Genomic DNA, 13,982 nt, shown 5'->3' on the forward strand with positions numbered 1-13,982 from the left:
AATATGCATTTTATAATCGCAGACGACCATCCACTTTCCTTACTAGGAACGCAAGTTTTGGTAGAAAGTATGGGCTATGTCGTATTGGAAACTTGTAAAAATGGACAATCGGCATGGAACGCCATTAGTCGATTGAAGCCCGATGTTGTGATACTCGATATCTCCATGCCCGAAATCAGTGGACTGGAGCTTTCAGAGAAAATTCGATTGCATCAATTGGAAACCAAAATTATACTGCTAACTTCTCACAAAGAATTGAGTATTTTTAAGAAAGCAGAAGAACTCAACATCAATGCGTATTTGTTGAAAGAATATGCTTTAGAAGAATTGAGGCAATGCATTACCCATCTAAAAACTCATGACAAATACATAAGTCAGCGCATCAAAAACGATTTAGAAAAAGATGTGAATTTTCAGAAAGACGAAGCGATGAATCAATTGAGTTTTTCTGAGAAAAAGGTTTTTGAGCTGATTACACAACAGAAAACAACCAAGGAAATTGCTGAATTATTGTTTTTGTCTGAAAAGACGATTGAAACACACCGCGCTTCTATCATCCGAAAATTAGGATTAAAATCTGAACGAAATGCTTTGTTGAAATTTGCCGCTCAATTGCAAAGCAATCAAGCAAAAATCTAATTTTCAGTCCGATTCTAAACTAGCGTTGTCTCTGTTCCAAATTTGTATATTTGGGTTTTAATACAAGACAGACAAAAATGAATCATACAGTTTACGGAATAGATCATTGGTCAATTTCCGATGCGATTGCCATTGCAAAAGGCGAATTGAAAGCAACTCATAACGAAGTTTCCAAAGAAAAATTAGCCAAATCGGCGCAAAATGTTCAAGCCATTGTCGATTCGGGTGCGACAGTTTACGGTGTCAGTACCGGATTTGGGCCTTTGTGTGATACCAAAATTTCCAAAGAAGATACCCGAAAACTTCAGGAAAACTTATTGATCAGTCACGCTGTGGGTGTGGGAAATCCCATCAAGAAAGAAATTTCCAAACTGATGTTGATTTCTAAATTGCACGCTTTGGCAAAAGGTTTCTCAGGAATTTCCATTCCGACTTTTGAACGAATTTTATGGTTCTTGGAAAACGATGTCATTCCAGTTGTTCCCGAACAAGGTTCTGTAGGAGCTTCGGGCGATTTGGCGCCGCTTTCGCATTTATTTTTACCCTTGTTGGGCGAAGGTGAAGTTTGGTTCAAAGACGAAATCAAACCAACTCGTGAAGTCTTGAATCAATTTGGATTGGAACCGATTGAATTGCAAGCCAAAGAAGGATTAGGATTGATCAACGGAACCCAATTCATCTTGGCGCACGCATTATTCGGATTGGACAAAATGAAGTATTTATTGGATTTGGCCGATGTGATTGGTTCGATGAGTTTGGAAGCTTATTCGGGATTGAAATCTCCTTTTATGGCCGAATTACACGAAGTTCGTCCGTATGAAGGAACCAAATTGGTCGCAGCCAGAATTCGTAAAATCTTAGAAGGTTCCGAAATCATTGACAACAACGATTTCCCAAGAGTGCAAGATCCCTATTCGCTTCGTTGTATGCCACAAGTGCACGGTGCTTCGCGAAACGCTTGGATGCATTTGCGCGATATGGCCGAAATCGAATTGAATTCCGTGACCGATAATCCGATTGTTCTAGACGAAAAAACCGCGATCAGCGGAGGAAATTTCCACGGTCAACCGCTCGCGATGGTTTTGGATTATGCAACCGTTGCAGCAGCGGAATTGGGAAATATTTCAGACAGAAGACAATATTTATTGCTCGAAGGAAAACACGGTTTACCGAAATTATTGACCGCAAGTTCCGGCTTGAATTCCGGGTTTATGATTCCACAATATACATCAGCCGCTTTGGTGACCGAGAACAAAACCCTTTGTTTTCCGGCTTCGGCAGATTCGGTTCCGACTTCTTTAGGGCAGGAAGATCACGTTTCAATGGGAAGCATTTCCGGACGAAAATTCAACCAAGTATTGACTAATTTGGAACGAATTTTAGCCATCGAATTGATGTATGCTTGTCAAGGATTGGAATTCAGACGACCATTGAAAACAAGTCCAGTTTTGGAAGAAGTTTTTACAGCCGTTCGTGAAGTTTGTCCGAAATTAGAAGATGATCGATTGATCGGAAAAGATATCAATGCAATTATTGAATTGATTCAGGGTGAGAGGTTGAAAGAAATAATTTCGAAAATATAAAACTCAAAAGCCTTGTCAAGGAGATTATCGGACGAATTTTAATCTGAAATCTAATGTCTCAAATCTAAAATCTATTTAAAAATGACATTCCAACAACAAATACAACAAGGAATTCCGGCGAGTCTTCCTGCTAAAAAATACAGAGATCCAAACGTTAGTCATGCGCCGAAGCGAAAAGAAATTTTGACCAATGAGGAAAAGAAATTGGCATTGAAAAATGCTTTACGCTATTTCGAACCGAAGCATCACGCTGAATTAATACCCGAATTCAAAGAAGAATTGGAAAATTACGGTCGCATTTATATGTACCGATTGATGCCCGATTACAAAATCTATGCACGTCCAATCGAGGAATATCCGGGTAAATCCCAACAAGCCAAAGCGATTCAATTGATGATTCAAAACAATTTGGATCATGCAGTCGCGCAACATCCTGAAGAATTAATTACCTATGGTGGAAATGGTGCTGTGTTCCAGAACTGGGCACAATACCTGTTGACGATGAAATATTTGTCGGAAATGACCGATGAACAAACTTTGGTGATGTATTCGGGTCATCCGATGGGATTATTTCCTTCGCATAAAAACGCACCGAGAGTTGTTGTGACAAACGGTATGGTGATTCCGAATTATTCCCAACCCGACGATTGGGAGAAAATGAATGCTTTGGGCGTTTCCCAATACGGACAAATGACGGCCGGAAGTTATATGTACATCGGTCCGCAAGGAATCGTTCATGGAACGACAATAACAGTTCTGAACGGTTGCCGAAAAATTGATTCCAAAGGAACTGCCGGAAAATTATTTGTCACCGCAGGTTTAGGTGGAATGTCGGGAGCGCAGCCTAAAGCGGGAAATATTGCAGGAGTTGTTTCGGTAACGGCGGAAGTCAATCCTGCAGCGACTTGGAAACGCCACGAACAGGGTTGGGTGGACGAAGTGATTTCCGATTTGGATGAATTGGTTGCCCGAGTTCGCAAAGCCAAAGAAAATAACGAAGTGGTTTCGATTGCTTATGATGGAAATGTGGTCGAAGTTTGGGAGAAATTTGATGAGGAAAATGTTTACATCGATTTAGGTTCGGATCAAACTTCTTTGCATAATCCTTGGGCGGGTGGTTATTATCCGGTGGGATTGACCTTTGAAGAAGCCAACGAAATGATGGCAAACAATCCAGAATTATTCAAAGAAAAAGTACAAGAATCGTTAAGAAGACATGCTGCAGCTGTCAATAAACACACCGCAAAAGGAACCTATTTCTTCGATTATGGAAATGCCTTTTTGTTAGAAGCATCGCGCGCGGGAGCCGATGTGATGGCAGAAAACGGCATCGATTTCAAATATCCAAGTTATGTACAAGACATTATGGGGCCGATGTGTTTCGACTATGGTTTCGGGCCTTTCCGTTGGGTTTGTACTTCTGGAAAACCAGAAGATTTACAAAAAACCGACGAAATCGCTTGCCAAGTTTTAGAAGAAATTATGCAAAATTCACCTGCCGAAATTCAACAGCAAATGCAAGACAATATTACTTGGATCAAGGGTGCGCAAGAAAATAAATTGGTGGTAGGTTCGCAAGCTCGAATTTTGTATGCGGATGCTGAAGGCCGAATCAAAATCGCGAAAGCCTTTAACGATGCGATTGCGCGTGGAAAAATTGGTCCGGTTGTATTAGGTCGTGATCACCACGATGTTTCCGGAACGGATTCTCCATTCCGTGAGACTTCCAATATTTACGATGGTTCAAAATTTACAGCCGATATGGCGATTCACAACGTGATTGGCGATAGTTTCCGTGGCGCAACTTGGGTTTCGATTCACAATGGAGGTGGAGTAGGTTGGGGCGAAGTCATCAACGGCGGATTCGGTATGTTGTTGGACGGAAGTTCAGATGCCGAACAACGACTAAAATCGATGTTGCATTGGGACGTAAACAATGGAATTGCGCGTCGCTCTTGGGCTAGAAATGAAGAAGCAATTTTCGCCATCAAACGTGCGATGGAAGAGGAACCTTTGTTGAAAGTTACTTTGCCGAATTTGGTCGATGAAAATTTGTTGTAAATCTAATTAACTAAATATGAAAAAACTTGCATTTGTTTTAATGTTTATTCCTTTCTTGGCTTTTGCCCAAGTAGCGGAAGCTCCATCTGGAAAAATTGAGTTAGGAGATAAGAGAAAAAACTTTTTTATCAAAGACGGTGAAGGTTTTAATTTAAATCAATATAAAGAGGTTTTTAGTAATGAGGAGGCGATTTACCGAGTTGAAAGGGCAAGGACAAATAAAAATATAGCGTCAGTTTTAACCTATTCGGGTTCAGTAATTTTAGGATTAGGAGTTGGTGTAACTATTTATTCAAAATCCAAAGATGGTAATGTCTATGGATATATTTTGGGATTTACCAGCGTAGGATTTGGAACTGGATTACTACTTTCCAGCATTCCTTTATGGATGGGGTATTCCAAAAACATCAAAAAAGCAGTGGATATCGAAAACGGAACTTCTGAAACTGCAGTTTCCGAATTGAAATTAAAGGTTAATGGTGATGGATTTGGATTGGCTTATCAGTTTTAAGAAGGAACAAATCATAATAAATCATAAAAGCCAATCTTTATCGGATTGGCTTTTTTATTTTTTATTATTCTATTTTAAACCGCAAAGAATTTCTCCAATTCTTTGAGAGTTTCTTCAGATGTTTGGATGTCTTTCACCAATTCGCCTTTGTTGAGGGCAATAATTCGATCGGAAACTTCTACGGTATGGTTCAAATCGTGACTGGAAACCAAAATCGTTTTCTCTTTGTTCAAAGTCAAATCCTTGATGAGGTTTTTCAAACGGATTTGAGTCGTAGGATCTAAATTCGCAAAAGGCTCATCCAAAATGATGATTTCAGGATCGCCGATCAAAGCGGCAATGATTCCGACTTTCTTTTGATTTCCTTTGGACAAATCGCGTAAATACTTACGTTTGCCAAGGATTTCATCGTTGAAAAAATCGGCATATTGTTGCAAAAACGCATCGACGCTCGCTTTGTTTTGTCCGCGTAATTCGCCGATGAAATAGAAATATTCCTCTGGTGTTAAATAACCGATTAAAAAACTTTCATCAATAAAAGCTGACGTAAACTTTTTCCAATCTTCGCTTTCGTGGACTTTGATTCCGTTCAAAAGAATTTCGCCAGTGGTAGGTTCAATCAAATCCAACATCAAACTAAACAAAGTGGTTTTTCCGGCTCCGTTGTTTCCAACAAGACCGATGCTTTCGCCTTTGTTGATGGTGATTTCGCCCAAATTTAAAACTTGAACGTTGTTGTAAGCTTTGGATATATGTTTGATTTCAATCATTTCAATTCAATTTTAAATTAAGCATTTTGTTGTTTAAATCCGTTAAGTGCGGCGTGTTTGCGTGACTTGTAAGCCGCGATGATAAATTGCATCAGCCAATTCCTCAAACTAAAGCCAATAACGCCTAAAATCGCGATTATAGCTGTTGCAAGGTAAAAGTTTCCTGCGTAGTTGAAGATGGTCCAAATCAGTACCGGAACACCAATCAACGGAAGAATGATTATCCATTGCATAATGCCGGTTCCTTGGTAATTGGAAAATTGGCTTTTGTCTAAATCAATTCGTTTTTTATTGAACGAACCCGCAAAAAGAATCACCGGAACATTGACCCCTAAATTGTAAATCGCACAAGCGATGTTGAGCAATATGATGTTCGGATCGAAAAATCCGTACGGTAAAGTCAAAAGTGTCATCACTACAATCGAAAAATTCATCAAGGAAATTTTGGAGTGCAGGTACAATTTCATCGGGATGTTTTGGCTCATCATCATCGAATAATAACTCGAATCCCAAGCCGGAATGAATTGTCCGAAATTGATCATAAAAATTCCCGTCATAAATAGTCCGGCAAATACCCACATCGGCGAGAAATCGTACATATCTTGGGTATAGAAAAACAATCCATAAGCCGCGAAAAACAAGGTCATATACACGACGGTTTTTGGACGTTTGTTTCGCCAAATCAGTTTCATGTCCAATTGCATAAAAGGAGCCACTTTTCCAAATCGGTTGGTCCAAGACAAATCGGTATCGTCAAAACTTTGGGATTCTGTTTTTAAATAGGCATCTAAATAGAAGTTTTCGATTAAATTTTTCTGATTCAATTTAAACAAAAGGAAAACCAAAGCCAAAGGAATCAAGGCCCAGAAAGGTTGTAGAAGCAATTGATCAAATAGATTTCCGACGAATTTTGTGGATGAAAACACCTCGAAATATTCCAATCCGTACAAGATTGCTACTGATCCGAAGAAAAGAATGAAGAGTTTTTTGCTGTCCAAAATTTTCTTTTCGATGTAAATGTTCAGAAAGTTAGCAATCAAAACCAATGATAAAATCGCTACTGTCCAACCCAAAATTTGAAACCATTGAAATTCCGATTGAAATAGACTGACCATTGCAAATGGAACGATGAAAATAGGCGTCATCAGGTTGAAGAAAGAGAATATGCTTTTGGTCAAGATGAAATTCACCAAAGTGCTTCGCTTGATATTTTGAATCAGAAATGGTTTGATGTTGAGGATCGGAATTTTTTGCATCATATAGCGCACCATCAATTCCATCACAAACCAAATCAACACATATTGATTAACCACTTGCAAAGGTTCCGCTGTTGGCATCAATTCCTTGATCAGAAAATGCAATCCAATTCCTAAAAACAAAAGACTAAAAATACCGTAAATGGCAAAAAGACCCACGAAAATTTTCAAGGCGATTTCCTTCCCTAAAGTTGCCGATCGGAAAAAAGATTTCCATTCCAGTGAAAGTAATTTTAAAAACATAGGATTGAAACGTTTCTTTAGTAGTAGCAAAAAAATGGGAAGAGTTACAGATGTTTCAACTTTTAAATTGATTGCCTTGAAAAGATCCATTTAACATAAACAAAAAAAGCACCTCAATTCTGAAGTGCTTTTTGCGATCCGGACGGGACTCGAACCCGCGACCACCTGCGTGACAGGCAGGTATTCTAACCAACTGAACTACCGGATCAGTGATTTGGTTTGCAAATATACGTCGAAAATCATTCCATGCAAATTATTGAGCAAAAAATTTTTAAAAAATTGCAAATTAATTTGAAACCCGCTGTGAGTCAAGGTTGTTTAAAAATCAATTTTATTTAATTTTTTTGAGCATTCTTTGGATCTCTATTTGAATTTTAATTTTTCGCATCAAATTCCTAGCCTCAATTCAGGAAATTTTTCAACGATTTGATAAAAGATAGTGGGTTTAATACAAATTCCAACTAAAATTTTGCAAGTATAGATGTAGGTACTGTTGGAAATTCAATGGAAAATTTAGTACAAAAAAAAATCCGAAACTTTTCAGCTCCGGATTTTCCTTTCGATAATTTGTTCTAATTATTGTACAAATTGACGATCTAATTTCTCACTTCTTGTGTCTTCAATGTCTGCAGACATCATCAAGGAATGTAAGAATTGTTGGTTCAAGGTTTGTTTTGCCGTATTGGTTAATTGGTCAACCAAGAAGGTTGCGTCTTCAACTTTTGGAGCTTCAGAGATCGCATTTACTTTTACGACATAAATTCCAGCATTTCCAGCAATAGCTTTTGACGTAGCGCCTGGTTTCAATCCAAATGCAGCACCTGCTACTTTTGGCTCTGAGCCTTTATCCATTAAGGCAGCAGCTCCAAACGTAATGGATCCTGTTCCTTTGGTTGCTCCATATTTCGATACAAATCCGTCAACAGAAGGTGTTCCCAATTGTTTGTTGATTTCTGCCGCTAATTTTTCTTTGATGATGATAGGTTCAACTTCTTCTCTTACAGATTTAGCAGAAGCCAATCCTTTTTCTGATTTAGAAGTCAAATACACGATGATTTGATCTTCTTTTTCCGTTGTAAATAAGAAAGAGCTTCCTGGTTTTGTATCCTTCGCAAATGCCCATTTTAAGATGTCATTGTCTTTGTCATTTCCAAATCCAGTAGAAGGATCTACAATCGGCTGCATGCTGTATCGAGTCATGTTGTCTGCCGTGTTATAGTTAAATCCTTTTTGTTGCGCCAAATTCGCAAATTCATTCAAAGATTTTCCTTGAACGTCTTGTGCAAACGTACGAGCATCTTTGAAGTTTTTGTCAGAGGTTCCTTGAGAAGCCTTGATTTCTTTGATGATGTTGGCAAACTGATATCCCGTTTGGTTTTTCACTCCATCGATTTTGATGATATGGAAACCAAATTTTGATTCCGTTACACCGATTTCTCCAACTTTATGCGTATTCAAGAATTGCAAATATTCTTGAGCAATTCCTTGAGAAGCTTTGTAGGTCCAACCAATGTTACCATTTTTAACTTTGGATCCTAAATCTTCTGAATATTGATTCACCAATGAAACAAAGTTTCCAGCATTTGCTTTAGCTGCGATACTGTCTGCCATTGCTTGAGCTTCTGCACGAGTTCTCGTAATAGCAGGATTGTTAGCGGCAACTTCTGTTCCTTTATACGAAATCAAGATATGACTTGAATTGATAGAGTCAGCAATTTCTTTTGATTTTGAAACTTTTACCAATTGGTAAGAGTTTCCAACTTTGAAAGGACCTCCAATTTGACCAACTGATGCGTTTCTCAAGAATTCTGCATAGTCTTGTGGCAATTGTGAACCAAATTGTTCGATGTCTTTTTTCGTGATATACTGACTCATGAATGGACCATCTGAGTATTTCGATACGTAGATAGAGTCATTGGTAGCCGAAGCAAAAGATGGAATTGTGTCCGTTACATTGTTCACTGCGTCATGAGAAACCGTATTGGTTAAATATTTTTTGATGTCATTCAACGCGGCAGCTTCGTCTTCTGCAGAAGCTTGAGCTGGGAAATATACATAACTCAAATCAACAGTTGCTTCGCTTTCATAAAATTTTGGAAATCTTTTCACATACGCATTGATTTCATCATCTGTTACAGTGATGTTGAATTTTTTCTTCAAATCATCGTAAGACATAAATGCATATTCAATAGTAGAATTTTGGATATTGCTCACTTGTTGGAATTCCGCTTCTTTCTTAGTTGTAGCGACACCCATAGAGATCAAATCCATATATTTTTGACTCAAGATGTTTGGCTTCATGTTTTCAAACGTCATCATGAAATTTTGGTAAGCTTGACCTGCACCTTGAACACCTTGTTCTGCTTGACCTTTTAATTGACCAATTTGGGTTTTTAATTCTTGGGCATCAGCCATTCCATATTGTCTAGCCATGAAATTCCAAATTTCATCTTCGCTCACTTCCAATCCAGCTTTTTCAGCATGTGATTGAATAAGTTTTTGTGAAACTAATGAATTCCAAACTTGTTGTGAAATTTGGTTTTGAGACATGCCCTGGTTATTTCCCATTGCATTTTGTGCATTGATAAATTCTGCGATCGATATCGACTCGCCGTTTACATTTCCAACCTCATTTGGATCGCCTGTAAATACGCGTTTCAATACGGAATTCTCACTGAATAAATCTCCTGCCAAAAATGCCACCATGGCTACACCGATCACTACGATCAAAAGCCAGGTTTGTTTGCGAATTGCTCCTAAAATTGCCATTATCTTGTGTCTTTAAATAAAAATTTATGGTTGGCGAAATTACAATAATTATATCAATTTGAAAATCTGAAGCCTATAAATTTTGAAAATGAAGCTTTTAAAATGATTTTCAAAGAGAAATCTTATAAATTTTCGTCTTTTACTAATTTAATTCCTTGGTTGTTGAATAGGGTATATTCCGTCAGGTCGTCCTTGGCTTCCAGTCCGTTATTCGCTTGAAGTGAATCTCCTGATTTTGATATGATGAAAACAGTATCTTGGGTAAATACTAAACGTTTGGTTTTGTTCCAAAACAGTTTTTCGGTTTTTAATGTATCGCCTTTCTCGCTGATTACCACAACATTTCCTCGGCCCTCATACCATCCTCTCATTTCGTTCATCATCGCCCAATCGGCTCTTAAATAACCAGGCGAATCGATGGTTTTATTGAAGAAATTCATCTCCAATCCTTTTTTAAATAGGGTATAAGGGGAGTCAATCATCGCGAATTCCTCGATCAATGGTGATCGCAAATCAATTTTGATGAATCCTGAATCCTTGAAAATCACATGGGCATTGGTAAGGGTACGACTTGGAAAATCTTGTTTCCTTTTTGATAAATCGACATCTTCCGTTTTCGTACAAGTCCATAAGAAAACGAAAGCAATCAATGGCCAATACCTTTTGCGAATTCGAAAAGAAGAAGTCATAAAGCGATTCGCCATTGATTAAATCTTAGTCAATTACACGTTTTCTGAACCAAATGTCGTTTAAAGTAAATCCGACTTTGATGTTGGCGAAATTTTCTTTGATGATTTGAGAATCAGCTTTTCCTAGTTGACCCAATTCGCAAGCGATGTTCAACATGGACGCATCACGATCTTTTCCAATAGGGAATCCAAATCCAAAGGTCATCCCATATTTTTTAATTCCAATGTCACCAAATTGCAAAGGAGTTGCTTCATAGAAACCTCCTAAACGATAGGTAACGCGATCAAAGTAACTTTTGTAACTATTGAAGTTTGGAATCCAGTATCCACCTGCCGAAACTCGGAAACGAGTATCCAAATCAGAGTTTTCGTCTTCTGTCAAAGAATATCCACCCCAATCTCCCCAATCTACTTGGGCGCCAATCATCCAATTTAATTCTTTGCGATAAGAAGCTCCAAACGAAACCATTTGAGGCAATTTCATGTCGCCATAGACTTTTTTGTAATGAATGGTGTCAATATGATTTGGGAAGTTGTCCACAAACGTATAAGTCGTGGTCATATCTTGAATCTTCGCATTGACATTGGTTCCCAATGTATAGGTAGCACCTGCTTCAAAGCGACGATTGGTTCCAATTTTTTTGGAATAACTCGTTCCTAAGGTAAATTGAAATCCGCTTAATTTGGCTTCGTAGTTATAATCGGTCAATAAAGACAATCCTTCTGTGGTAATGGTTTGTTTGCGTTCCATCTCCCCAAATAAATAATTCATGCGAACACCAGCAGAAAATTCAGGAGTAATGTTATAAGATCCCATTACATGAAGGGAATTGATTCCCCCACTACCTTCATATGTGTTTGCAAAGTTTACTTCATCGTTATAACTAACCGTTTGTAAATCGTATCCAATTGTTGAATAAGGTTGAAATCCAAATCCCGCTCTTGCTTTGCTTCCAACTGGAAAAGCTAGGGAAATATTGGAAATATACGTTGCGCTTTTTTTCGAAGTATTCACTTCATCTTTGAATTGGCTTAATCTTGTATTTACTCCAAAATCAAAAGAAGTCATATTAAGCTGAGCATTGGCAGCTGGATTGTAAAAATTAGCACTTGAATTATACGGGTTGGTTGAAAGAGTCGAAAGACCACCCATCCCTGCTTGTTCTATGTTGTTATCAAATAAGACTTCCCCAATTCCATACGAAGTATAAGGAGAAGTAGAAACAGATTGTGCTGAAACTTGTACACTCAATCCCAAAAAGCCTATCATGGCCAAAACGCTGTTTAATTTCATGCGTATAGTAATATTTTCAAGTTGCAAATATGATGAAATGATTGCAAACTGCAAAGTTGCTAGGTAGAATTGGCTGTTAATGAACTATTAAAGTTTGTTAAGTTCGGCTGGTAGAAAGAAATTTTCAAGATTTTCGAAAAAAAATTTTGGAATATTCAAAATTGCCCTATATTTGCAATCCCAAATGAGTAGGTGCCTTAGCTCAGTTGGTAGAGCAAAGGACTGAAAATCCTTGTGTCCCTGGTTCGATTCCTGGAGGCACCACCTACGAAACCCTCGATATTCATCGAGGGTTTTTTGTTTCCTTTATTTTTTAGTTGAAAATATTCAGTTTCTGATTCCCCCGATTTCCGAAACCTCGGGACGTGGCTGTAGGCACCACCTAGGAAACCCTCGATGTTCTCCCGAAACTTCGGGAGAGGGTTTTTTGTTTCCTTTATTTTGTAGTTGAAAATCTTCTATCCCTGATTCCCCCTACTCCCGAAACCTCGGGACGGGGCTGTAGGCAACACCTACGAAACCCTCGATGTTGTCCAAAGACTTCGGAGTGGTTTTTATTGTTTTTCTATTTAGATTTAAGCCGAATACATTGGAAACAATTTATCATTCCTGAAATTTAATTTCCTAAGGCGAAGAATCTCCAAGATTTCACATTTTCTTAGAAGCTGAAAAATAGACGAATCGAGAAATTAATGTAATTTTGCGACTTCGAAAATCAATTTATATGCACGTGAAAATTGCGATTATTGGGTTGGGATATGTAGGATTGCCTTTGGCAAGACTCTTTGCAACCAAATATCCAACTGTCGGTTTTGACATCAATTCCCATCGAATTGCCGAATTGAAAAAAGGAATTGATTCCACGCTTGAGGTGGAAGAAGAATTGCTGAAGTCCGTTTTGGTTGAAACTTCTACTCAAGAAAATGGATTGTACATCACCGATCAATTGGATGAATTAAAAGATTGCAATTATTATATCGTGACGGTTCCTACGCCCGTTGATAAAAACAATCGTCCCGATTTAACTCCTTTGTACAAAGCGAGTGAAACGGTTGGGAAAGTTTTGTCAAAAGGTGACATTGTCATTTATGAGTCCACGGTTTATCCGGGAGCTACCGAAGAAGATTGTATTCCCATTGTGGAAAAGGTTTCTGGCTTGAAATTCAACGAAGATTTCTTTGCTGGATATTCTCCAGAACGTATCAATCCAGGCGATAAAGAACATACGGTTGAAAAAATATTGAAAGTAACCTCGGGTTCTACGCCAGAAGTTGGGAAAAAAGTCAATGACTTGTATGCATCCGTAATTACGGCGGGAACGCATTTAGCGCCTACCATCAAAGTGGCAGAAGCAGCCAAAGTAATTGAAAATTCACAACGTGATATCAACATTGCTTTTGTGAACGAATTGGCGAAGATTTTCAATTTGATGGACATTGATACGCATGCGGTTTTGGAAGCTGCTGGAACCAAATGGAACTTTTTGCCATTCAAACCAGGTTTGGTAGGCGGACATTGCATCGGTGTAGATCCTTATTATTTGGCTCAAAAAGCACAAGAACATGGCTACCATCCCGAAATTATTTTGGCGGGTAGACGATTGAATGATTCCATGGGCGAATATGTTGCCTCTCAAGTGGTGAAATGTTTGATCAAAAAAGGTATCAAAGTTAATGGATCGGAAATCTTGATGTTGGGAGTTACGTTTAAGGAAAATTGTCCTGACGTACGAAATACCAAAATTGTCGATGTCATTGAAGCTTTGGAGGAATACAGCATCAAAGTTACGACCTATGATCCTTGGGCAAGTCCTAAAGAGGTTGAACACGAATATGGAATTCAGAGTACCGACCAAATTCCAACTCAAAAATTTGACGCCATCGTTTTGGGTGTCTCTCACCAAGAATTTACAGATTTGAATCTGAATAATTTGAGAAAAGAAAAATCCATCATTTATGATGTGAAAGGAGTTCTCAATCAAACCGAAATAGAAGCAAGATTATAAATAAAAAAAAAGGAGATTCAATTGAATCCCCCTTTTTTTTCTCATTGTCCCGTCCTAAAATAAGTTGACACAAAATCGACTTATTATGAAAGAATTAAATTCCGAAAGGAACAAACGGACGCAACGAGATTATACTTTAGCTTTTAAATTAAGTATCGTTTC

At 38.2% G+C, this 13,982-nt stretch carries 10 protein-coding genes and 2 tRNA genes; 6 read left to right on the forward strand and 6 right to left on the reverse strand.

The window, feature by feature from the left end; all coding sequences use genetic code 11:
* Positions 1-3 precede the first annotated feature (3 nt).
* From ABID46_RS01850 to ABID46_RS01865, 4 genes are all read left to right on the forward strand, one after another.
* The gene (locus tag ABID46_RS01850) at positions 4-639 is read left to right on the forward strand and encodes a response regulator (protein ID WP_354506351.1); all 636 of its coding nucleotides are present in this window, start codon (positions 4-6) and stop codon (positions 637-639) included.
* 77 nt (positions 640-716) lie between these two features.
* Positions 717-2,222 (forward strand): histidine ammonia-lyase, encoded by a 1,506-nt coding sequence (hutH, locus tag ABID46_RS01855; RefSeq protein WP_354506354.1) that lies wholly within the window; start codon positions 717-719, stop codon positions 2,220-2,222.
* Between the two features lie 81 nt (positions 2,223-2,303).
* Positions 2,304-4,283, forward strand: coding sequence for a urocanate hydratase (gene hutU, locus ABID46_RS01860; RefSeq protein ID WP_354506358.1), 1,980 nt, complete (start codon positions 2,304-2,306; stop codon positions 4,281-4,283).
* A gap of 16 nt (positions 4,284-4,299) precedes the next feature.
* The gene (locus tag ABID46_RS01865; RefSeq protein ID WP_354506361.1) at positions 4,300-4,794 is read left to right on the forward strand and encodes a hypothetical protein; all 495 of its coding nucleotides are present in this window, start codon (positions 4,300-4,302) and stop codon (positions 4,792-4,794) included.
* A 74-nt stretch (positions 4,795-4,868) separates the two neighbouring features.
* Here the strand turns inward: ABID46_RS01865 and ABID46_RS01870 are convergent, their stop codons facing one another.
* The 6 genes from ABID46_RS01870 to bamG all read right to left on the reverse strand — a co-directional run bounded on the left by ABID46_RS01870 (position 4,869) and on the right by bamG (position 11,815).
* Positions 4,869-5,564, reverse strand: coding sequence for an ABC transporter ATP-binding protein (locus ABID46_RS01870; RefSeq protein WP_354506364.1), 696 nt, complete (start codon positions 5,562-5,564; stop codon positions 4,869-4,871).
* 17 nt (positions 5,565-5,581) lie between these two features.
* Positions 5,582-7,063 (reverse strand): DUF5687 family protein, encoded by a 1,482-nt coding sequence (locus ABID46_RS01875; protein WP_354506367.1) that lies wholly within the window; start codon positions 7,061-7,063, stop codon positions 5,582-5,584.
* A gap of 134 nt (positions 7,064-7,197) precedes the next feature.
* Positions 7,198-7,271 (reverse strand) — tRNA-Asp (locus ABID46_RS01880).
* A gap of 368 nt (positions 7,272-7,639) precedes the next feature.
* On the reverse strand, positions 7,640-9,832 hold the full coding sequence (locus ABID46_RS01885) for a peptidylprolyl isomerase (RefSeq protein ID WP_354506370.1): 2,193 nt from the start codon (positions 9,830-9,832) through the stop codon (positions 7,640-7,642).
* Between the two features lie 122 nt (positions 9,833-9,954).
* Positions 9,955-10,536, reverse strand: a complete 582-nt coding sequence (lptC, locus tag ABID46_RS01890; protein WP_354506373.1) for an LPS export ABC transporter periplasmic protein LptC — start codon at positions 10,534-10,536, stop codon at positions 9,955-9,957.
* Between the two features lie 10 nt (positions 10,537-10,546).
* Positions 10,547-11,815, reverse strand: a complete 1,269-nt coding sequence (gene bamG, locus ABID46_RS01895) for a BamG family beta-barrel-assembly machinery protein (RefSeq protein WP_354506376.1) — start codon at positions 11,813-11,815, stop codon at positions 10,547-10,549.
* A 191-nt stretch (positions 11,816-12,006) separates the two neighbouring features.
* Here bamG and ABID46_RS01900 point away from each other — a divergent pair.
* Together ABID46_RS01900 and ABID46_RS01905 are read left to right on the forward strand one after the other, a co-directional pair.
* A tRNA-Phe gene (locus tag ABID46_RS01900) sits at positions 12,007-12,079 on the forward strand.
* Positions 12,080-12,539: 460 nt separating this feature from the next.
* Positions 12,540-13,820: a nucleotide sugar dehydrogenase gene (locus tag ABID46_RS01905; RefSeq protein WP_354506379.1), complete on the forward strand. Its 1,281-nt coding sequence runs from the start codon at positions 12,540-12,542 to the stop codon at positions 13,818-13,820.
* Positions 13,821-13,982: the final 162 nt, after the last annotated feature.

Source organism: Moheibacter stercoris (assembly GCF_040545805.1).
In the GTDB taxonomy this organism is placed as follows: domain Bacteria; phylum Bacteroidota; class Bacteroidia; order Flavobacteriales; family Weeksellaceae; genus Moheibacter; species Moheibacter stercoris.